We start from the raw sequence: 20,570 nt of genomic DNA, 5'->3' as shown, positions 1-20,570 counted from the left end.
CAGAATACACCGAAAGTTTCTGCCGATTATTTTCTATGAGGTAAATATGTGGACTAAAATAGAAAAAGTTGTCGCCCATTTTCTGCATGAGTGAAACTGTATACATCGAAACGAGTGTTTTAGGCTATCTCACTGCTCGACCCAGCAGAGATCTGGTTGTGGCTGCCAATATCGAGATAACAAGGGAATGGTGGGATACGCGCCGCAGTGCTTTCCAACTCTACTCCTCCCAAGCAGTTGTAAAAGAAACTTCACAGGGAGATACCGAAATCGCATCTCGACGACTCGAAATCATTTCCAACCTCGCGTTACTCGATTTAAGCCAATCTGTACTTGATTTAGCAGAGCAATTTTACCGAACGCAGTAGCCTTCCCGCAAAAGCTGATGTTGACGCTGTTCATATTGCAGCCGCAACTGTTCACGGTATGGATTACCTACTCACATGGAACTGTAAGCACATTGCCAATGCTCAAATTCAAAGAAAACTGGCAGAGATTAGTCTTGATTTGGGATACGAGTTGCCTATTCTTTGTACACCCTATGAACTTCTTGGAGATTGATTATGTATCAAGATGCAATTGTAGAAGAAATTCACAGAATTCGTGAAGAGTATTCTCAGTCATTCAATCATGACTTGAAGGCTATCTTTGCTGATTTACAAAAGCAGCAAGCGGAAAGCGGAAGAGAAGTTGTGAGCTTGTCGCGAAAGCCCGGTCTAACAACACGTTGGAGCCCAAGGGCGAGAGATATTGGTGAGGATGCAAAGGATATTAGCCACCGCTCAACTTAGCCGTTATATCACTTCATCTCTAAGTTGTAGCAATCGATAAATCGTATCGGTGGGTATTCAAAATTAAGTGAGCGATGCCAAGTACATTATGAGAATGAATTCTCTACGGAATGAAGCAGCGCACGAAGGGAATTTTCGTGGTAGTTATCAGGATGTTGCTGCTTATGCAGATTTCGTTAAGCGATGGCTTGGTTCAACTTTGTTCATAGGATATTATGGAAATCTACAGAGCTAGAGTAGCGAATGGGAGTCAACTTATGCAAGCCATCCTTTTAAGCCGCGAAGAAGTTGCTCAACGTGCGGAGCAACTGTACGAAAGCAGAATCCGCCAAGAAGTGGAAGTTGAAGAAAATATTGGCAAGATGGTCATCATAGACATTGAGACAGGTGACTATAGGATTGATGCAAATGGCTTACGCGCTGCTGACTTCTTGAGCGAGAAGCACCCCCATGCTCGACTCTTTGGGATTAAAATTGGGTACAACGTTGCTGCCGCTTTTGGTGGGGGTGTTATGGAGCGTGTATTCAAGTGATTTCAGGGATTGTGGCTGATGGACACCCGATTATTACCATCCCATTTCGGATTCCAAATCGCGCTGACTTCCCCATTGAATTCGTGATAGACACAGGATTTACCGATGAGCTTTGTTTACCACCTGAAGCAGTGGCACTACTGAATCTCCCCTTCAGATACGATATGCGTGCGAATTTGGCAGACAACAGCCGAGTGATGTTGCCTGTTCATAGAGCAATTATTGTCTGGAACGGAGAGGAGCGAGAAGCTCGTGTATTTGCGACAGGGCGACGACCTCTAGTTGGAACTGCTTTATTGGATAGCCATGAGCTTGTGATCCAATTTACGGAAGGTGGGTTGATAACGATTGATGAGTTGTAGTCCTCAGCATCGACACAAACGCAGGCTAACGTGGTCGTTATACGGTTTCATCTCTAAGTTGTTGCAATCGATAAATCCTATCGGTGGGTATTCAAAATTAAGTGAGCGATCGCGTAATGAGTTAGGTGTTGTATCTTGTGCAGCATTGCCAAACAACTCGACGGGAACTATAACAAGCAATCACATCGTTGCTCGATACAAATCCAAATGCAGCGGATGTAGTAGGGAAGGTCGGTAGTGTCCCAAAGAGTGCGATCGCCACTGGGTTTTGCCATTATGCCAGAAGTGTTGAATGTTCAACACAAAAATATAAAAACTTTCTTAAGATTTCCGGGTATATTGAAAATACAAGTCCAGGGAACCGGAGTGATACATTTATGCAAGTGAGTCAACTCTTGAGGCAGTACGAAGAAGGGGAAACCAATTTTACAGAGGTAGACCTCCAAGGTGCAGACCTATCGGGTGCGATTTTGATTGGCGTTAACCTTTCCAGAGCGAACCTAACGGGAGCCAACTTAAGTCGAGCCTTCCTGAGTCGGGTCAAATTGAATGGGGCCTGTTTACATCATGCTAATCTCAGTTATGCCAAAATGAACGAAGCAAAATTAGGAGATGCTAACCTCAGTAAAGCCAATTTGAGTGGTGCTTTTTTAGTGAAAGCTAAACTTCCTAATGCTAATTTGAGTGGAGCTATTTTGACGGGAGCTAATTTAAGACGCGCCACACTCCCTAATGCTAATTTATGCTCGGCAAATTTACAATTAACTAATTTAAGAGAAGCAAATTTAACAGGAGCTAACTTAAAATGGGCGAATTTAATCGCGGCAAAACTCAGTGGAGCTAACCTATTCGGAGCAGAATTAAACGGAGCTAATCTGCAAAAAGCTTATATGAATGGTCTTAAATTAAGTCGAGTTAATCTTGAGGGTGTAAATCTAAGTGAAGCTTGGCTTAATGGTGCAGATTTAGAAGATGCGACCTTAATTAATACTAACTTTAGTGAAGCTCAAATGCGAGGAATTCGTTTGACAAAAGCAGATTTAACCGGGGCTAATTTAGAACGAGCGAGTCTGATGTGGGCTAATTTAAACTGGGCAAAATTACCTCAAGCTGACTTAAGGAATGCCGATTTAAGAGATGCGTCTTTATTGGGAGCAACCTTTGAAGGAACTCAGTTTCAAGGAGCAAAATTACCCCAATCCTTACAACTTTATCTGGATTTAGCGATCACTTGTTCTAATTTATATCAATCTCATACTCAAAAGTGTGCCATTGAGTTAAGATCATGATTATAAAGAGTTAATCAGACATCAATGGGAACAGATTATGCGGTAGTGCTTGTTACGGCAAGTTCTAGGTTAGAAGCGGAAAAAATTGCTCAAGCTTTAGTGGAAAAAAAACTAGCGGCTTGTGTTAGCTTAATGCCCATTCATTCTATTTATACCTGGAAATCAGAAGTCTGTCAGGCAGATGAATGGCAATTAATAATCAAAACTGATATTAGACAGTTTGAACAGTTAGAAACACAAATTAAACAACTTCACTCTTACGAAGTCCCTGAAATTATTGCGTTACCGATTATTAAAGGCTCGGCGGATTATTTAAACTGGATTTCTGAACAAACTCAGAACGATTAAAAATTTTGTTTTCTCTTTATCATTTTATCCTTCTTGATCTGGTATTATTAATGCTGGAAATAATGATGCACCCAAAAGGACGTTAAACAATGGCTAAAAATTTTTTGAATCAGATTGCCATTTCTACTTGTCTATCTTTACCCCTAATTACGTTAACCGCTTTCAGTTCTTTAGCTGATACGATGAAAATTTCAGTCATTAATAATAGTGGTAAAACCATGACGGGGGTGTATTTTTCACCTCCTAAAGATAACAATTGGGGTGAGAATATGCTTCAAGAAAGCATCAATGATCGGGATAAACAAGATTTTGGGTGGGAGCCAGTGAACTATGGTGGCCCAGAAGATGACTGTGTTTTTGATGTTCGTGCGGAATATGACGATGGAACATCCAGTAATTTATGGGCAATGGATCTGTGTGCAGAAGCCTCTTTAAATTTCAACTAAATTAATAATATGAAATCTTTAAATGTTTGCTACACATCTCCCCCCTTAAAAAGGGGGGTTGGGGGGGATCATCTGTAGCGTTCATAAGGGGATTTCATATAAGAATTGAAGGCATCAACTGGGGATTTTGAATAATGCCTCAGTATGGCTTTGTAGGTTAGGTTAAGATTAAAAACCCAACCTACAAATTTTTTATGATCATAAGATAAAATTAGCCTTAAGGTTTTTCTTTTTTCGTCGCTAACATCATATTCGATTGATTTACCCCAAACTTATAACCGACTCCAAAATTAAGCGGTTTTATAGAAGAGTTATTTTGATAAACTTTCCTTAAATCCGATTGATAACGAACACTAAATAAGGAAATGGGGGCGGTATAAGTTCCAAAAAAATCTAAATTCCATTGTTTTTCGGCAAAATATTGAAGGGGAATCCCAGAATCATCTTGTAAAATGGCTTGACTTTGATCAAGAATTAACCCTCGAATTGCTGAAAAACTAGGTCTGTGCATTAAATAAGATGCAGCTTTAAGATAGGTCACGGGTTGATTCATTTGCTTGATAAATTGGCTGTATTGGGGTGTTTTTTTCAAGCCGTCATCGGAAATATCTGCGGAAAAATAATATAACGTTCGCGGTTGTTTTTCCCCTTCAGGAACAAAATCAATTTTTACCCCTGGAATCATGGCTTTTTCAAACTTTTGAATTTTAGCATCAGCATCTAATCCAATATATTGTAGATCTAAAATTCTATTATTAGTTCTTGCCATAAATAATACAATTAACGGTAAAACACCTTGATTCGATAAATCAGATTTCATTTCTTTGGTTTGAAAAAAGCTAAACTGAAGTAAAGAATAGAGAGAGTTTTTAACATCCGCTAACTTTTGATTACGTTGAGTTTCCGATAATTGATTAAAATCAGGCATTGTTCCAACAGGTTCTAAAGCGGTGAGAACATATTTTTGAGATGTGGGAAAAAATAAATAAGCATATAAAAAATCAGGGCCACTAAAGGGATAAAAAATCTCAGGATTAGATTGATTAATCGTCGCTAATTCTTGTTCTGACCATTGACTGACTTTCGCCAGTTGTTGTTTTTCAAGTTTTGACCAAGCTGAATCTATAAAATTGTGATAATTTATCCAAACATTAGATTGTTGAACAGGATAAAGTTGACTTTTGTTATCAAGTTTAATCCCAGCAATCAATTTAGCTGTATCGGTTAAATAATCTGCTTTTTCTTGATCATATTTAGCTAAAGGATCAACAGATTTAGGGGGGATTTGTGGTGTTGCTTTTATCGTTTGATTAACTTCTGGTTGAGGCGTTTCAATATTTTGTTGAGGTTGAGTTTGAGAACAAGATTGCAATCCAGTAACCGTTAAAATAAGGGCTAATAAGGCTTTAATTTTCATAGACTACACCAACTTTTTGTGAACACCAATAAAATAGAAGGGTAAACCCAAGGCTATTGTTCCTAGTCCAGCTAAGGATTCTAAAGGTTTATCCTGAAAAATAAATATTAGCATCCAAAGGCTAATTCCTAAAAAAATAATTGGGGTAATGGGATATCCCCAAGTTTGATAGGGACGGGGAGCATCAGGACAGCGCCATCGATAAACAAAAACCCCTAAAACGGTAATTACTGAACACAGGGTTAAGGTAAATCCTAAATAGGTAATTACGGCTTCAAAGCTGGCTGTAATGATTAAAACCATCACAATTGCGAGTTGGAAACAGATCGCATAATAGGGAATTCCATGTTGATTTTTTCGAGATAAAATTTTAAATAAAGGAATATCTTCTCCGATGACTTGGGTAACTCTTGGCCCTGCTAATACCATTGAACTGATAGAAGAAATCAAACCCAATCCAATTAATAATCCCATTAATTTTGCCCCAAAGTTGCCGAAAATTTGTTGGGCTGCAATATAACCTATTTCTAATTGTCCGGCTAATTGGTTTATGGGTGTAGTATAGAGAAAAATAAAATTTAGAAGTAGATATAAAATTGTAACAATTAATGTGCCAATTAAGAGCGATCGCGGTAAGTTTTTTTCCGGTTCTTTGAGTTCACTGGTTAAATAAACGGCTGCGTTCCAACCGGAATAGGAATAGGTGACATAGACTAAAGAAATGGCAAAAGAGGAACTAAAAATTACCGCAAAATCATTAATATTGGGTAAAAATTGAATCGGTTGTGGATCGGCTAGGATGAATCCCGATAGAATAAAAACCAGGATGAGAATCACTTTTAAAACAGTAAAGCCTTGTTGGAATAAACTACCAATTGTTAAGGTTTGGCTATGAATTAAAGAAACTAATATAACGGCTATTAAAGCGATTATTGTAGGATAATTAAATGTAGGAAATACACTCGATATATATTTGCCAAATGCCATCGCTGCGGCGGCAATGGGAGCGGCAAAACCAACGGTGATAGAAACCCATCCAGAGAGAAACCCCAATAGAGGATGATAAATTTTAGATAGATAATGATATTCTCCCCCAGAACGAGGCATTGCTGCTCCTAATTCCCCATAACAAAGAGCACCTGAAAGGGCAAAAATACCGCCAATTAACCACAAAAATAAAATCGAAAAACCCGATTGAATATCAATAACTTGAAACCCTAAACTGGTAAACACACCCGTCCCAATCATATTCGCAATGACAATACAAATAGCCGTTAATAATGAGATTTGATTGGGAGATGAATTGGGTTTGTCTGGGAAATTAGAGGTGGAATTAGGAATATCGTTAAATTGATTCATGAACATTTTTTTGATGAATTAAATCGAACTATAACAGATTTTAAGCTGATTTTCTATGATTTGCTGTTATAGTCATATAAAATTCTGAAATTGATAATACAGATGAATCGCTGAACCTGACGTAGAGACGTTGCATTCGTAGAAACGTTACATTCGTAGAGACGTTGCATGCAACGTCTCTACACAATATGGATGTGTAGTAAACATTTAAAGATTTCATATTAATAAAGATTACTGATTTTCTGAGCGTCGATTTAAGTTTAAAATTGCGCTAACTTCTTGCAAAAGTTGATTTTGTTCTTGATGAATATCTTCTAAATGTTGTAATAAAATAATCAGCCGTTCTTGCTGTTCTAAACTGAGTGATTCTATCCGTCGTTGAGGGTGGGTTGATAAAAACTGTGATAAGCGACTTTGACGAGGTTCAGAATTCAAAGGTCTGCCAGAGTTTAACATCCATTGAGAAATCCAAATTAAGCTATATTGAAATAGTTGAAAAGGACTGGTTAAAATAAATAGCCATCCTTGTTTAAATAAACTACTAATCGCTTGTAAAAATCCCGAAAATAAGCTAATTAAAAATACAAATAAAATTAAACCCATCCCAGGATGGCTCATTAACCAAGAGATAAAAGGATGAGCATTAATCCAATCTTGGATTATAGAATTAACAGCGTTTTTAATGGCATCATTGATTGGGAAATTAGGCATATAAAACTGATATTTGATGGATTTTTTATATTTTATTCTCAATCAAAGATTAAGCTATCTATCTCTAAGTTGATTTTTAATGGTTTTAATCCCATGCTTGTAGAGACGTTTCATGAAACATCCCTACATTGACATTGAATTGAGATTAACCCTTTAATTCTAAACACAACTGGCGGAAATGTTCTCCCCGATGTTCAAAACTTTGATATTGATCAAAACTAGCACAAGCTGGAGATAATAACACAACTTTTGCTCCTAATTGAGGGGCAATTTCAGAGGCTTTTTGAATTGCATTTTCCATCGTTTCAACAATTTCAAAATTAAAGTAATTTTCTGCTTTTAACCGTTGAGAAAATGCCTCGGCTGCATCTCCAATTAATAACACTGAAGCTACTTTTTCTTTAATCCTATAAATCCAAGCTGTATCATCCCCTTTTTTTGCCTCTCCCCCAGCAATTAAAATCACCGGAGAATCAACCGCCGCTAATCCCACTTCTGCTGCATCATAATTGGTGGCTTTACTATCATTAATCCAATCAATTCCTTGCCAATTCATAATCTGTTCTAAACGATGGGTAACCCCTGGGAATGTAGAAATAGCCTGACAAATTGCTTCGGTTTCAATTCCCGCTAATTTAGCAGTAGCTACAGCCATTAATAGATTTTGTTGGTTATGACTTCCCACCATTTTTAAAGCATCGGCTTGAACAATGGGTTCTCCATTTTGCATCACCCAATTATTCTCAATATAAAATCCGAGTTCAGAATTTGCAACTAATTTTTCTTGTCCTAAAACACTCGTCCAACAGGCAGAAAGCCAGCGTTGATGAGCCGTTTCTCTTAAATAAGGATCATCCCCATTAATTACTTGTTGTTGGGATTGATATAATAATTTCGCTTTAATATCATAATAGCGTTCTAAGGTGTAATGACGATTCAAATGATCCGGTGTAAACGTCGTCCAAACCGCAATTCTAGGATTTAAAGTGGATGAAGATTCGATTTGATAACTACTCACTTCCGCAATAATCCAATCTAACGGTTGAGCGCTTCCTTCGTATTCTTGTAAGGCTAATTCACAGGCTGCATACCCAATATTTCCACAGGCTGGAGCGTTTAAACCTGCGGCTTGAAATATCGCAGCAGTTAGGGCTGTTGTTGTGGTTTTTCCATTCGTTCCCGTAATACAAACCCAAGGCAAATCTCGCAAATTTCGCCAAGCTAATTCCATTTCTCCAATGGTTTCTATGCCTAAATTTCTGGCGGTTTTTAACCCCGGAATATCCCAAGGAACCCCAGGACTAACCACCACTAAATCTAAGGACTCATCCGGTTGAAAATTCTCTCCTAAATTAACAACAATTCCTTCGCTTTCTAATTGTTGTTTTTGGGGTTCTAATTGAGAGGAATTGTTGCGATCGCTTAAACTAACATCCCATCCTTGTAATTTTAATAACCGGGCTGCGGCATTTCCAGATTTTCCTAAACCGATGATATGAGCTTTGAGCATAAATAATGTTATTGCACCAGACAAATTTTTTTGATTGTATTCGAGAGATCCTCGATTTGATCCCCCTAAATCCCCCCTTCGGCAGGCTCAGGGCATAGCCTTAAAAAGGGGGACTGTGATCTTTTTTTAGCTTTTTACAATTGCTCCAAAATCAGCTAAAACACGGGAATGATTTCTTAATAATCCTAATAAATTCAAACGATTACGTTGAATATTTGGATCATCATCCATCACTAAAACACTTTCTGGGCCATCAAAAAAGCTGCTAACCGTCGGGGTAATTTCTGCTAATGCTTCGACCAATTGACGATAATTTCGCGTTGTTTGAGACGCTTGAGTTTTGGGAACTAACTGCACCAATGCTTGATAAAATTCCTGTTCAGAAGATTTTTGGAAAAGATCCGGTTTAACCTTTTTGTCCGGTTGCAATTCTAGGGTGTTTAAATCTCCTTGTTTGGCTAACCGAGTAGAACGATTAACGGTTTCATAAATTTGATCTAATGTGCCATCATTGCGGATAGTTTGTAGGAATAACGCTCGATCTCGGACATCCAATAAATCCTGTAACGCCCGTTCTTTATATTCGAGATCATTGTCTCCTAAAACCGCATTCACTAAATCATAATCAATGGCTTTTTCATCCTGTAATAAGGTTCTAATTCGTTGCAGGAAAAAATCATCTAATTGATGAGTTAATCCTAGCATGGCATTGGGAAATGTATTGACAAAATCGGCTGAAATTTGTTTCAATAGTTGATATAAATTCAACGGTAAATCTGCCACCCAAATAATATTAATCACTGCATTTGCCGCCCGACGTAAGGCGAAAGGATCAGAGGAACCTGTGGGTAACATCCCCAAACCGAAAATACTGACTAAGGTATCAAGTTTGTCCGCTAAACCTACAACTTGACCTACTAAAGTTTGGGGTAAATTATCAGTCGCACTGCGAGGTAAATAATGTTCAAAAATTGCGGTGGCTACGGCTTCCGGTTCTCCCCCTTCACGGGCATATTTTTCACCCATTACCCCTTGCAATTCGGGGAACTCATACACCATTTGGGTGACTAAATCCGCTTTACATAATAATGCAGCCCGTTGAATTAAATTGCGATCCAATTCACTGACATTCAGTTGATCTGCAATCCAATTCGCAATTTTACCAATACGATTAACTTTATCTCGAACTGAACCTAAATCTTCTTGAAATGTAACCGCTTCTAATGCAGGTAAATAGCTTTCTAAAGGCGTTTTTAAATCCGATTTATAGAAAAATTGACCATCCGCTAACCTCGCCCGAATAACTCGTTCATTTCCGGCGGCAATTAAATCGGATTTAGCTGGATCTCCATTAGAAATTGTGATAAAATAGGGTTTTAACGGCGATGAATTTTCGGTTTCTGTTGTTAATACGGGAAAATACCGTTGATGCGTTACCATGACGGTTTTAATCACTTCAGCAGGTAAATTCAAAAATTCCTGATCAAAGGTTCCGACAACAGCCGTAGGCCATTCCACTAAATTAACAACTTCTGCTAATAAATCTTCGGGAATTTCTGCCTGTCCTCCTACACTATTAGCAGCAATTTCAACTTCTTTTTGAATCGTCTGAATCCGGTCTTGGGGGTCAACTTCAATAAAGGCTTGTTTCAGAGATTCTGCGTAGGTTTTAGCATGGGAAATGGTGATGGGTTCTGGATGTAAAACTCGATGTCCTTGGGAAATGCGATCGCTTTGAATAACTTCTGAACCGCTAACTAATGTAACGGGTAAAACTTGATCATCCAATAACGTAATTAACCACCGAATCGGACGGGGAAATTTTAAATCTCCATCTCCCCAACGCATAAATCGTTTTCCTTCTAATTTTGTAATCCATTCTGAAGTTAATTCGGCTAAAATTTCTGCGGTTAATCGACCCGGAATTTTCTTTAAAACAAAGATAAAATCCCCTTTAGAAGTCGGACGAATTTCTAAATCTTCTAAGGTCACACCCTGTTTTTTAATAAATCCTTCCGCCGCCGGAGTGGGTTTTCCGTCTTTAAAAGCGGTCGATGCTGGGGGGCCTTTAATTTCTTCTTCCCGGTCAGGTTGGTGGCTAGGAAGTCCTTCAATTAATACCGCTAACCGTCGTGGTGTTCCCCAGACATGAACGGACTCAAAGCTTAAAAACTGTTCTTTGAGACTGGCGGGAATTTTTTGTTGCCATTGTTGAATGGCGGTTTCCACAAAGGTTGCTGGTAATTCTTCTGTACCAACTTCGAGTAAAAAACTAACCATAGGAAATTTTATAAGGGATGTTGCTAAGAAACTTAAGGGTACAAATAATCACCATAGCAGGTTAGGGGGTCATCACTCAAGGGTTTGAGAACTAATACAGAAACCGATAGACTTGTAGAGACGTTTCATGAAACGTCTCTACAAGATTTAATCACACCTTTCTATAACATAGGTTCGATGCCTAAAGATCGTAATTGTTCGGCTAAACGTTCAGCACGATTTTGAGCTTCTAATGCCGCTTCTTCAGGAGTCAAAACAAGATCACCTTCTGGGGTAAAATATCGTAGTTTTTCTTGATAAATTCCCAGGCATAATCCTAACACTTCACTTTCTAATAATCCGGTGGCATTCGGAATAATTTCTTCATAGTCCTGTCCGACTAATTTAAACCCTGCTAATTCTAAATCATCGGGAGAAAACCAAAAATATTCCTGGGTTCTAAAGCGATCTTGATATAAATTCTTTTTAGTCGTTTTATCAATTTCTGCCGTTGAGTTAGAAAGCAGTTCAATAATTAAATCGGGATATTTCCCTCCTTCTTCCCAAACCACCCAAGATTTTCTCGGACGTTTATCAGTATTTTTTACCAAGAAAAAATCCGGCCCCCGAAAGTCTCGATTTCTCAGTTGTTGACGACTAAAATAAATGGTTAAATTTGCACCAATAAAATAATCAGTTCTGTCTCTCCATAACCACTCTAAGCAAGATACTAATAACGCCAACTGGAGATAATGTAACGTACTTTCCATTTCTATATACTTACTTTCAACCTGAGTCCCATCGGGCATTAAAGCCTCTAGTTGTTCGGCGGTAATTGACATTCTTACTTCTCCTCATTTGAGGTTGGCTTAATTTATTATATAGCAAGTATAAAGGAATTGTATAAAAGCAGGATTACGATGATTAACCCTAAAAAAACAACCTTCGGTGTGTAGGGGCGGGCTCTCCCCACCCATCCGATGACTTGAAATTTAATGCTCAATCATCTGTTCTAAAGCATTCTGTAAATCTTGAGTTAAATTCGCAACCGCTTGACGACGATTTGTTTGATAATCTGACCATTTTTGACTGACAGAAATCGGTTCTCCGACGGTTAATTTAGCTCTTTTTTTTCCTAAATTAGGAGGTTTAATCGAAGTGTTGCCTTTTAACTGATTGATCATTCTCCAAACAATTAAAGTTGTTTCTGCAAACCGATCAAACGTGGGATTTTCTCGAATATAACGACCCGTTACCGCCACAAAACTTTCCACTAATCTCATATTCCACATTCTCAAACTCGCTTCAATTGCCACCCGATCCGCTAATCCCAATTCTACCGCCGACCAGTTATCATTTCCTTTAAGATTATATCGATAAATACAATCCCAACCTGCTTGTTCTAAACGACGACAACGACTGCTCAAATCTCCCGTTGGTTTCAGATTAAAATATTCTTCAGAAACAGTTAACGCAATATCTAATAATCGTTTCAAACGGTCTGAAAAATCAAGGGTTTCATCTTGAGGAATGCTACGATGATAAAATTGACGATAAAAATTTTCCATCGTGTCTAATAGATAGTTTCCTAATCGCATTAAACGGCTATAGAGAGACTGAGTTGTTAATTCTTCAGTTTTTTGAGGTAAGTTACAATCTTTTTCTAATTGTGAAATTAATCTTTCTAAATCTTGCCAATTATCTTGAAGATAAAAATATTGAATTCCAATGGGAACTAAATAAACCTCTTCTGTTCGTTCTGCTTTTTCTAAATCTTCTACACACCAAAATCCTAATTGAGCAATTCCAGGTTCTAAAGGACTAATACTTTGATTATGCCCATTCGTTGCGCCTTCCGGTGCAGCAGCTAAGGGAAATTGACCGGTTAGAAATAAATCTCTTGCAGAACGTAATCCTAATCGATCAACTTTTCCCCTTAAAATTGACGTTCCTCCTAACTTTGGAAATAACCAAGTCACAAATTGTCCCGCCCATAAGGGAATACCCCGATCATACATAAAATGAGCATGAATTGGATGAGATAAAGCAATTCCCTGTTGTTTCGCAGTTTCAGGAACAAATCGCCATAACAATTGACTCATACAAAACGGATCATCCGTATTAGGATGACGAAACGCTAATAAAAATCGAATTTTTCCGCTTTGAAACTGTTGATAAAGATTCACTAAGCGTTCAATTTTTTCTCCTTTAATCTCTACTAACGGCGTTTTCCATTTAATCCAAAATGGAATTCCCCACTGGCAGATTTTTACCACAAACGGATTAAAATTAGGAGGAATAAAATCTAGGGTGGGTTGTATATTGGTAATCAGATTAACCATAAATTAAGGTTGAGAAAATTTAATAAGTATTAACGCTTATTGAACGCAGCCAATTGCCATCAAGGGGATGAGAAAATAAAAAGTTAATCATCCAGTAATTTCTATGTTCCTGCACTGATGATCGTTTGCTGTTCAGCATAACATTCAGTCAGAGAGTTTTTGTTGTTTTCCTTATTGTTTGCCTAAATGCTTCTCCTGTTTACAACACCTGACTCTGCATTAGGTAAAACACATCATCATAGAACTGTTGAATATTTCTGTCAATGTCTAAAATTTACCCATAATTCGTTACAATGACAACCGAACTTTACACCTAAAAACGGTTTCCTTTAAAAGTAAAAGCACAAATTATCAAATTTTCTCTTAGAAGGCAGGTAGAAAGGATGAACCCCACCGACTTGACCCAAGCATTTCCAACTGGTTATTGGTTCCCAACCCCCCTTGATCACCAGACAGATCAAGTCACCTATTCTGTTCAGACCATCGGTGAATTAGTGGTAACCACTGGAAAAATTGCCGTTTGTGATCCTTTAGTGACCCTTAATCCTCATCTGTGTTTGACTCAACCCCTGCCCGTAGGTCGTTATCCGGTTAAACTCAGTATTGCCACATTCCATGACCGAAAAGAGCAAAGAGTTGCCTGTGCAATGTTAGTCCTTCACGATCAACCTGCGGTAACATGGGAATTAGCAGCCTGTTTTCAGGGAGAGTCAGAATGGGGTTATCCTGTGGATTCAGGAACCGGATGTTTTATGGATGGCGAAGTTGTTCAACGGCTATCTTCCCTGTCACCAACTGAGTTTGAAACCTATTATCATCACTTAGATCAAACCTTAGATCAAACCTATCTGGATACTTGGGATTGGGCAAATTTCTGCTTAGAAGAATCAACCGGATTGAATATTATTGCCTTTCATTCCGGTTGGGGAGAAGGGTGTTATCCCTCCTATTGGGGTTATGATCAACAGGGTAATCCAGTTTGTTTAGTCACCGATTTTAAACTGTTTGAGTTGCGAGAGGATCAATAACTTCTAGTAAGGTTTTAATACTGGCATTGTGATCCAAAAAAGAAAACAAATGTTTATATTTCAAAATACCCTTTTGATCTAAAACAAATTGAGCAGGTAAGGGTGCACCCAAAGCTTGTCCTACTTGATACAATCCAAAAATGCCACAGCTTGGATCACTTAGCAATGGCATTTTTAATCCTAGATCTTTGACGACAATTTTGCTTTGACGTTCATCGGTACTCGTAATCATTAACACTTCCACTCCCCGTTGAACAAATTCTTCATAGTGTTCGTTCAGGGCTTTAATATGGGGATAACAAAAAGGACAATATTGTTTTTCTGTAAAAATGCGGGTAAAAGCCAAAATTACAGGGCGATCGCCTCGAAACTGAGACAGCCGAATTAATTGACCATTGGTAATATCGGGTAATGCAAAATCAGGGGTTTTCATCCCCAACTCTAAATTACTGGTGGCGGGGATCGGAAAAAAGTTATTCCAAAATCGGCGATTAATTAAACCTGTAAAATCGTTAGAAGTCAGCATAAGAGTTTGTTGTTGATTACTCTTCCCAGTTTAAAACAATCTTATAAAATAGAGTAAACCCGCCTTCACACAATTGTTAAGACGGGTTGTGAATGGTTTTTTGTCGGGAATAATCTTAGACCGCAGCAAAGAATTCTTTGGACTTGACGGGATCAGGGATCATGGTTTTATCACCCGGTTGCCAACCCGCAGGGCAAACTTCATCGGGGTGGGCTTGAACATATTGAATGGCTTGCAGTGTCCGCAGAGTTTCATCCACGTTGCGACCAAAGGCGAGGTTATTGATCGTGGCGTGTTGAATTACCCCTTCTTTGTCAATGATGAACAGACCCCGCAGGGCAATTCCGGCATCGGGATCAAGAACGTTGTAAGCCGTGCTGATTTCTTTTTTCAGGTCAGCTACTAAAGCATAGTTCAGATCACCTACACCACCGGATTTACGATCAGTTTGAATCCAAGCCAGGTGAGAGAATTCGCTATCTACAGACACGCCGAGAATTTGAGTGTTGAGTTTTGTAAACTCTTCGGCGCGATCGCTAAAAGCGGTAATTTCAGTCGGACAAACAAAAGTAAAGTCTAAGGGGTAGAAGAACAGAACCACATACTTACCCCGATAGTCAGAGAGTTTGATCGTTTTAAATTCTTGGTCAACAACAGCCGTCGCTGTAAAATCGGGGGCGACTTGGCCAACACGCAGGCACTCAGCCATGAATAATACTCCTTAAACTGACGATAGTAAAGTTTCCTTCAATAAAATTAGGATAGTGTTAATCCTAATTTTTTGATTGTTTTACAATTTATTACAATTATATCATACTCGAAATGAGTACAGTTAGACAAGATTTGTTAAAAAAGTCAGCCCTGACCTGACTGACTCAATGCTCTACACCAGAGGCTTATACCATTTCGTTGACATGGCTCAGGCGGGATTTGAACCTGCGACCTTGGGCTTATGAGTCCCCTGCTCTAACCACTGAGCTACTGAGCCTTGATTGATTCACGATTTATTAATATAGCACAACTTGTTCCCAAAAGTAAACCCCCTGTTTAAAGTTTTTTGAGGGGGTTTAAGGAATCAGAGATTGGGCAACGGTCAACCCTCAACGGTCAACCCTGAACCTCTACCTAATAATTCTGAGACACCATTGAACTGTCGGGAGGCAAGAAGGCAATCGGGTTAACCGCACCTTCTCCCTTGGGATGAATTTCAAAGTGCAGGTGCGGCCCTGTACTGCGACCTGTAGTTCCCATCTCGGAGATTTGCTCCCCTTGAGCCACTTTTTGGCCTTCGTTGACCAGGACGCGATCATTGTGGGCGTAAACGGTTAAACTGCCGTCGGGATGTTCAATTTCGACTAAATTGCCATAACCGCCATCATTCCATCCTGCATAGGTCACAACCCCAGGAGCCGCCGCAAAAATCGGGGTTCCGATAGGGCCAGCAATATCAATTCCCCGGTGCATCCGTCCCCAGCGCCAACCATAGGGAGAAGACAGAATCCCAGCAGCAGGCCAAGCATAGCCATTGAAGCGCATGGAACCATTCGGCAAGTAAGCATCTGGCCCAGGCAGAGGCGGTAACTGCGGAGAAACCATCTGACCCAAGGTCGGGTTATTTAAAGGATCGTAGCCTTTAGCCCCGATGGGAGCCGTAGCCACCACCGAACGTCTGGACTCCGGTTGCAGTTGAGTTGATGGAGTTCTATTGGCATTCCGAGACACTTGCGCCAACTGTTGAGCAGATAAGTTCTGTTCAACTTGAGTGGCTTTTTGCTGCTGGGAATACGCTTGAGGATTGAACTCAGGATTAATCCGTTTTTGCCGATGTGCAGCAGCCGTGGTCACCGAGGTTAAGGTTTTAACCGTTGACTCTTCACCTGGCTCTAAGGATACATTCATCACCTGATAGCCACTCTGGGCTTTATATTCCTCTCGCAGGCGTTCTACTTCAGATCTCAGGCGATCCGAGTACAACTTGTTGACGGCTTCTGATTTACGGACAGAAACCTGTTGAACAGCCATCTGTTGAGACAGGGAAGGTTTTTCTGCTTCAACAGGAATGGAAACCGCTTCAGCCGCAACGGGAGTAGGAGACTCAACTCCATTGACCGCACGGGAAGCTAATTGGTTTAACGATAGCTGATTTAAAGTGCTGTGGGTCGGAATTGAACTCAAGGTGGCAACCGCTTCCTTCGGAAAATCGGTGACTGAAGAACCCTTGCTATTGAGTTCTGAGGGAATGACGGCTGGAAGTACGGCTTGAGGTAATCTCCCGCCTAAAGCACTTAAGTCTGTGGTTGGGGAAAGCTGTTGTGAAGAGGGGGAAGCCTCTAAACGAATCTGAGAATCTGGCCCAGAATTCGGTACCGGAGAAGATGGACTGCTAGAAAAACTACTCGCCAGTTGCTTAGGAATTTTTAGACTTTGATGAACACTAAGAACATTGGGATCTGTTAGTTGATTTGCCTTGATCAGGGCATCTACAGAAACATTGTGCAGTGTAGCAATCCGATCTAAGGTGTCACCCGAACCCACCTGATAAACTTCTGTAACGGTTGGGTTACTCGCATCGGTCGGAATCACAAACGCTCCAGACATCTCTTGGGAGAGCGTATCTAAGGAATTCCCCTCAGCCGTATGGTTGGGCTGCAATTCCTGAGTTGCTTCAGAGGGCGTTTCTGAAACCTCCACCGATGGATCTAAAGAGTTCTGAGTTGCTGAGGTTTCAACTTCATGGGAGGGACGAATCTGCCCAATGGATGGGGGATGAGATTCGTTCAGTGTAACCGATTGAGGCAACGATTCCGAGGAAACACTAGGCTGAGACTCTGGTGTAGAAACTGCTTCTACATCGGTTCGATCCGATTTTTCTAGCCCGACATCAGGAGATTGACTGCTGCTGTTGACAACGTTCTCGCCTGCATTGAGACGGGAAACGGTTCGTAACAGGGACGGCTGCCACTCCGATTGAGATGCTTGTTCCCCAGAGCTCATATTGACTTGATTGGGAGAAGCATCGGTCATCGCGGCAGATGACTGCAAGGCTGGATTCGGATCAGGATTGGATAACTCTGCCGCCACGGCATAATCATTGGCTTGATTGCTGAGAATCCCAGAAGCAATGGCTAAACCCAAAAATGCGACAGAGGTACGAACCTTATAACTGCCAGAGTGTGAGACCTGTTGTTTGGTCTGCCCTGTTGCACTCTGATCTAAATCTAAACCGGAATCTAAATCTAAATTAGGCATGGCAACAGGTTGATCATGATTTGGAACTGTTCCTTTCAAAGAACGACCTCCTATGGAGAAGCGCTGAACTGTCCTCGAACCGCTCAAGAACGTAATATCAGTAGATCTAATCACATTAATGATTGATTGAAATCACTGACAATAATCCTGATTACGTCAGATTACCTTGCTTTTTCAATTTCGGCAAGAAAAGCGAAAGTTCCATAGAAAGGCAAACCCTGAAAACTAACGTTCTTAACAACAATAACCCTTGAGGGTCGAGGAACTTTAAAGATTAAGTGAACTCTGTTACAAGAGTCCAGATGAGAATCTACACCAGTTTCTACCAGAAATACAATAGGAATGGAATCCCTTGAATTTATGGAGATTAGCTTGTCAGATGCCTCGCAAATTAACGGTGAAGAACCTCAGATCGAGTTCAATTAAGGGTTTGGGCTTTTTTGACCCGGGCAAAAAAACACCCGTTTAGATGAATAAAATCTATCACTGTTGGGGGTCAATTGAATCCGGGTATTTATAAAAAAAAGTTATCACAGAAATTTTTCCTAAAACCAGGGGTTTTGATTCACCGATTTTAGGCAAAGTAACCCAATTGTCTGCGGGCTTCAAATAAACTAATGGCAACACTCACGGAGAGATTCAAGCTCCGAACTCCGGGCTGGGCCATTGGAATATAAACGGTTGCGGTGCAAGCGTCCAACACATCGGGGGGAAGTCCTGTGGTTTCACTTCCAAACAGTAGCCAGTCTGAATCTTGAAACTGAAACTGGGCATAGTTGGAAGCACCTCTGGTACTAAATCCCAGCAAACGTCCACTGTGTTGTTGATGATAGGTCTCAAAGGTGAAGAAATCGGGATGATAGGTTAAGGAAACATAGGGCCAATAATCTAAACCTGCTCGCTTCAGGTAGCGATCGCTAATTTCAAATCCTAATGGCCCGACTAAGTGTAATTGGGTACAGGTAGCTGCACAGGTACGAGCGATATTCCCGGTATTGGGTGGGATTTGTGGCTGAACTAAGACAACGTGAGGCATGAGGTAATCAAACCAGAAAACAAGGAATTTAGGGGGCACTTTCCCCCCGGCATTGAGAACAAATCTATAGTTTTTCTTTATGTTTTGTAAAGAAATTTATCGATAAGATATTCTCATCAAAAAATGGGCCATTTTTCACGCTACTAACGGTTGACAAATCTGATCTTCAAATTCTTGCTCTTGCTGTTCCATCTTTTGAATGGCGTGCTGAACAATAGCCCGCGTTTCCCAACCCTGTTGGGACAAATTTACCCATTGTTGGGCTGTAGAGCCTTCTCGCAGTAATTTTTTCACCGGAGACAGAAAACAGCTAAACCCGTGTTTTTTGGCGATCGGCCAAACTTCTTGATACAGTTGTTCAATCCAATCTCTAGCGGTGATTAAACGTCCGTCTTGCCAATGTCGCAATTGGGCATCTAAGCTATGGTGAGCAGCTTGGATTTCATTTTCATCGCTGAGGGCAACTAAATCTTCAGCACGACGGGTTGCCGGAAGTTCACTGTGTTGGAGTGGATCAAGGTCAGGGTTCTCTAACAGTTGCCAAAGGCGTGCTTCTAATAAAGCTGTGACCGCTAACAAGGCAATGGGGTTAACCATCAAATCACAAATTCTTAGTTCCAGACGATTTAAGTTATAGGGACGGCGATCGCCATTGGGCCGTACCGATGACCACAGGTGACGAACATTCTGCATGGTTCCTTTTTGAAGTTGTTCTTCTGTCCAGTCAATAAAATGGCGATGGCTTTCAAATAAGGGGACATAGGCTGGGGTTTTGGGAAACAGATGCCAACGGGTGGAATGATACCCCGTGACTTCACCCCCTAAGAAGGGAGAAGAGGCACTCATCGCTAAATAAAGGGGGGCTTCAACCCGTACTAAGCGAATAGCTTGCATTAACTGTTCCGGGTCAGCGATGCCAACATTAATATGAATACTAGCGGTGACGACATCCGTACCGTAGGTTTGTTCAATATAAGTATGATAGGGATTTTGCGGATCAGATCGGTAAAAATGCTTTGTGTCTCCCAGGGATAATGTACTTCCGGGTAACAGGGTATAGTCTCCCAACTGTTGTAAATAGTTTCGTAGTATCCGCCGAGGTCGAACCAAGGCACACAACAACCGATCATAATTACACAGGGGGGCGGTGGTATATTCGACGTTTCGGCTATCAGGTTCTCGAACAAATCCTTCTAAGTCCGCAACAATTTTATCGGACAGCCCCACAATATCGCCCTGGGGAGTTCCTGTATACATTTCAACTTCAAAACCTTTGGATAAGAGCATAGTTCAGTTCCTGGGCGGAGTGTAAACGGCCAATCAATAAAACAGCAATCAGTTCATTAAACTTCTTTTAGTTTGAA

19 protein-coding genes, 1 tRNA gene and 1 pseudogene are annotated in these 20,570 nt (G+C 40.3%); 8 read left to right on the top strand and 13 right to left on the bottom strand.

The window, feature by feature from the left end; translation table 11 throughout:
- The first annotated feature begins 86 nt into the window (after nucleotides 1–86).
- The 7 genes and pseudogenes from H6G57_RS04620 (at nucleotide 87) to H6G57_RS04590 (ending at nucleotide 3,769) form a co-directional block, all read left to right on the top strand.
- Nucleotides 87–561 (top strand): annotated as a pseudogene (locus H6G57_RS04620) (type II toxin-antitoxin system VapC family toxin).
- Between the two features lie 2 nt (nucleotides 562–563).
- The gene (locus H6G57_RS04615; RefSeq protein ID WP_190516437.1) at nucleotides 564–791 is read left to right on the top strand and encodes a hypothetical protein; all 228 of its coding nucleotides are present in this window, start codon (nucleotides 564–566) and stop codon (nucleotides 789–791) included.
- A gap of 257 nt (nucleotides 792–1,048) precedes the next feature.
- The gene (locus H6G57_RS04610) at nucleotides 1,049–1,324 is read left to right on the top strand and encodes a hypothetical protein (RefSeq protein WP_190516434.1); all 276 of its coding nucleotides are present in this window, start codon (nucleotides 1,049–1,051) and stop codon (nucleotides 1,322–1,324) included.
- Entirely contained in the window at nucleotides 1,321–1,686 is a 366-nt protein-coding gene (locus H6G57_RS04605; protein ID WP_083619161.1) for a clan AA aspartic protease, read from the top strand. The genes H6G57_RS04610 and H6G57_RS04605 overlap by 4 nt, the downstream gene beginning before the upstream one ends.
- A gap of 377 nt (nucleotides 1,687–2,063) precedes the next feature.
- Entirely contained in the window at nucleotides 2,064–2,975 is a 912-nt protein-coding gene (locus H6G57_RS04600; protein WP_190516819.1) for a pentapeptide repeat-containing protein, read from the top strand.
- A 24-nt stretch (nucleotides 2,976–2,999) separates the two neighbouring features.
- Nucleotides 3,000–3,323: a divalent-cation tolerance protein CutA gene (gene cutA / locus H6G57_RS04595; RefSeq protein ID WP_190516432.1), complete on the top strand. Its 324-nt coding sequence runs from the start codon at nucleotides 3,000–3,002 to the stop codon at nucleotides 3,321–3,323.
- An 89-nt stretch (nucleotides 3,324–3,412) separates the two neighbouring features.
- Complete coding sequence (locus tag H6G57_RS04590) at nucleotides 3,413–3,769, top strand: hypothetical protein (RefSeq protein ID WP_190516430.1); 357 nt, start codon at nucleotides 3,413–3,415, stop codon at nucleotides 3,767–3,769.
- 217 nt (nucleotides 3,770–3,986) lie between these two features.
- Here the strand turns inward: H6G57_RS04590 and H6G57_RS04585 are convergent, their stop codons facing one another.
- The 7 genes from H6G57_RS04585 to H6G57_RS04555 form a co-directional block, all read right to left on the bottom strand.
- The gene (locus H6G57_RS04585) at nucleotides 3,987–5,186 is read right to left on the bottom strand and encodes a hypothetical protein (protein ID WP_190516428.1); all 1,200 of its coding nucleotides are present in this window, start codon (nucleotides 5,184–5,186) and stop codon (nucleotides 3,987–3,989) included.
- A 3-nt stretch (nucleotides 5,187–5,189) separates the two neighbouring features.
- On the bottom strand, nucleotides 5,190–6,545 hold the full coding sequence (locus H6G57_RS04580) for an APC family permease (RefSeq protein WP_190516426.1): 1,356 nt from the start codon (nucleotides 6,543–6,545) through the stop codon (nucleotides 5,190–5,192).
- A gap of 231 nt (nucleotides 6,546–6,776) precedes the next feature.
- Nucleotides 6,777–7,256: a hypothetical protein gene (locus tag H6G57_RS04575; RefSeq protein WP_190516424.1), complete on the bottom strand. Its 480-nt coding sequence runs from the start codon at nucleotides 7,254–7,256 to the stop codon at nucleotides 6,777–6,779.
- A gap of 145 nt (nucleotides 7,257–7,401) precedes the next feature.
- Nucleotides 7,402–8,766, bottom strand: coding sequence for a UDP-N-acetylmuramoyl-L-alanine--D-glutamate ligase (gene murD, locus H6G57_RS04570; RefSeq protein WP_190516422.1), 1,365 nt, complete (start codon nucleotides 8,764–8,766; stop codon nucleotides 7,402–7,404).
- 126 nt (nucleotides 8,767–8,892) lie between these two features.
- The gene (gene glyS / locus H6G57_RS04565) at nucleotides 8,893–11,046 is read right to left on the bottom strand and encodes a glycine--tRNA ligase subunit beta (protein WP_190516421.1); all 2,154 of its coding nucleotides are present in this window, start codon (nucleotides 11,044–11,046) and stop codon (nucleotides 8,893–8,895) included.
- A gap of 161 nt (nucleotides 11,047–11,207) precedes the next feature.
- Nucleotides 11,208–11,867 carry a Uma2 family endonuclease gene (locus H6G57_RS04560; protein ID WP_190516420.1) on the bottom strand — a complete coding sequence of 220 codons (660 nt, stop codon included), beginning with the start codon at nucleotides 11,865–11,867 and terminating at the stop codon, nucleotides 11,208–11,210.
- Between the two features lie 150 nt (nucleotides 11,868–12,017).
- Nucleotides 12,018–13,367, bottom strand: a complete 1,350-nt coding sequence (locus H6G57_RS04555) for a 1-acyl-sn-glycerol-3-phosphate acyltransferase (RefSeq protein WP_190516419.1) — start codon at nucleotides 13,365–13,367, stop codon at nucleotides 12,018–12,020.
- 383 nt (nucleotides 13,368–13,750) lie between these two features.
- On the opposite strand from H6G57_RS04555, the gene H6G57_RS04550 reads away from it, so the two are divergent.
- Nucleotides 13,751–14,395: a DUF4241 domain-containing protein gene (locus tag H6G57_RS04550; RefSeq protein ID WP_190516417.1), complete on the top strand. Its 645-nt coding sequence runs from the start codon at nucleotides 13,751–13,753 to the stop codon at nucleotides 14,393–14,395.
- Here the strand turns inward: H6G57_RS04550 and H6G57_RS04545 are convergent.
- The 6 genes from H6G57_RS04545 to gshA all read right to left on the bottom strand — a co-directional run bounded on the left by H6G57_RS04545 (nucleotide 14,364) and on the right by gshA (nucleotide 20,493).
- Nucleotides 14,364–14,921, bottom strand: a complete 558-nt coding sequence (locus H6G57_RS04545) for a redoxin domain-containing protein (RefSeq protein ID WP_190516415.1) — start codon at nucleotides 14,919–14,921, stop codon at nucleotides 14,364–14,366. The genes H6G57_RS04550 and H6G57_RS04545 overlap by 32 nt on opposite strands.
- A 115-nt stretch (nucleotides 14,922–15,036) precedes the next feature.
- A complete protein-coding gene (locus tag H6G57_RS04540) occupies nucleotides 15,037–15,630 on the bottom strand; it encodes a peroxiredoxin (RefSeq protein WP_072720737.1) in 594 nt (197 codons plus the stop codon).
- Between the two features lie 206 nt (nucleotides 15,631–15,836).
- A tRNA-Met gene (locus H6G57_RS04535) sits at nucleotides 15,837–15,909 on the bottom strand.
- 137 nt (nucleotides 15,910–16,046) lie between these two features.
- Nucleotides 16,047–18,209, bottom strand: coding sequence for a LysM peptidoglycan-binding domain-containing M23 family metallopeptidase (locus H6G57_RS04530; protein ID WP_190516414.1), 2,163 nt, complete (start codon nucleotides 18,207–18,209; stop codon nucleotides 16,047–16,049).
- Nucleotides 18,210–18,744: 535 nt separating this feature from the next.
- On the bottom strand, nucleotides 18,745–19,206 hold the full coding sequence (locus tag H6G57_RS04525) for a tRNA (cytidine(34)-2'-O)-methyltransferase (RefSeq protein ID WP_190516412.1): 462 nt from the start codon (nucleotides 19,204–19,206) through the stop codon (nucleotides 18,745–18,747).
- Nucleotides 19,207–19,341: 135 nt separating this feature from the next.
- Nucleotides 19,342–20,493 carry a glutamate--cysteine ligase gene (gshA, locus tag H6G57_RS04520; protein ID WP_190516410.1) on the bottom strand — a complete coding sequence of 384 codons (1,152 nt, stop codon included), beginning with the start codon at nucleotides 20,491–20,493 and terminating at the stop codon, nucleotides 19,342–19,344.
- Nucleotides 20,494–20,570 lie beyond the last annotated feature (77 nt).

Origin of the sequence: Planktothrix sp. FACHB-1365, assembly GCF_014697575.1 — a bacterium.
GTDB lineage: Bacteria > Cyanobacteriota > Cyanobacteriia > Cyanobacteriales > Microcoleaceae > Planktothrix.
The sequence above is the reverse complement of the archived record's forward strand: the minus strand, read 5'-3'. Positions and strand labels throughout refer to the sequence as shown.

What these genes read in the sequence shown, in the direction of transcription:
- H6G57_RS04615 (WP_190516437.1), top strand. Translation starts at nt 564, where the DNA reads ATGTATCAAGATGCAATTGTAGAAGAAATTCACAGAATTCGTGAAGAG.
- H6G57_RS04610 (WP_190516434.1), top strand. Translation starts at nt 1,049, where the DNA reads ATGCAAGCCATCCTTTTAAGCCGCGAAGAAGTTGCTCAACGTGCGGAG.
- H6G57_RS04600 (WP_190516819.1), top strand. Translation starts at nt 2,064, where the DNA reads ATGCAAGTGAGTCAACTCTTGAGGCAGTACGAAGAAGGGGAAACCAAT.
- cutA (WP_190516432.1), top strand. Translation starts at nt 3,000, where the DNA reads ATGGGAACAGATTATGCGGTAGTGCTTGTTACGGCAAGTTCTAGGTTA.
- H6G57_RS04590 (WP_190516430.1), top strand. Translation starts at nt 3,413, where the DNA reads ATGGCTAAAAATTTTTTGAATCAGATTGCCATTTCTACTTGTCTATCT.
- H6G57_RS04585 (WP_190516428.1), bottom strand. Translation starts at nt 5,186, where the DNA reads ATGAAAATTAAAGCCTTATTAGCCCTTATTTTAACGGTTACTGGATTG.
- H6G57_RS04580 (WP_190516426.1), bottom strand. Translation starts at nt 6,545, where the DNA reads ATGAATCAATTTAACGATATTCCTAATTCCACCTCTAATTTCCCAGAC.
- H6G57_RS04575 (WP_190516424.1), bottom strand. Translation starts at nt 7,256, where the DNA reads ATGCCTAATTTCCCAATCAATGATGCCATTAAAAACGCTGTTAATTCT.
- murD (WP_190516422.1), bottom strand. Translation starts at nt 8,766, where the DNA reads ATGCTCAAAGCTCATATCATCGGTTTAGGAAAATCTGGAAATGCCGCA.
- glyS (WP_190516421.1), bottom strand. Translation starts at nt 11,046, where the DNA reads ATGGTTAGTTTTTTACTCGAAGTTGGTACAGAAGAATTACCAGCAACC.
- H6G57_RS04560 (WP_190516420.1), bottom strand. Translation starts at nt 11,867, where the DNA reads ATGTCAATTACCGCCGAACAACTAGAGGCTTTAATGCCCGATGGGACT.
- H6G57_RS04555 (WP_190516419.1), bottom strand. Translation starts at nt 13,367, where the DNA reads ATGGTTAATCTGATTACCAATATACAACCCACCCTAGATTTTATTCCT.
- H6G57_RS04550 (WP_190516417.1), top strand. Translation starts at nt 13,751, where the DNA reads ATGAACCCCACCGACTTGACCCAAGCATTTCCAACTGGTTATTGGTTC.
- H6G57_RS04545 (WP_190516415.1), bottom strand. Translation starts at nt 14,921, where the DNA reads ATGCTGACTTCTAACGATTTTACAGGTTTAATTAATCGCCGATTTTGG.
- H6G57_RS04540 (WP_072720737.1), bottom strand. Translation starts at nt 15,630, where the DNA reads ATGGCTGAGTGCCTGCGTGTTGGCCAAGTCGCCCCCGATTTTACAGCG.
- H6G57_RS04525 (WP_190516412.1), bottom strand. Translation starts at nt 19,206, where the DNA reads ATGCCTCACGTTGTCTTAGTTCAGCCACAAATCCCACCCAATACCGGG.
- gshA (WP_190516410.1), bottom strand. Translation starts at nt 20,493, where the DNA reads ATGCTCTTATCCAAAGGTTTTGAAGTTGAAATGTATACAGGAACTCCC.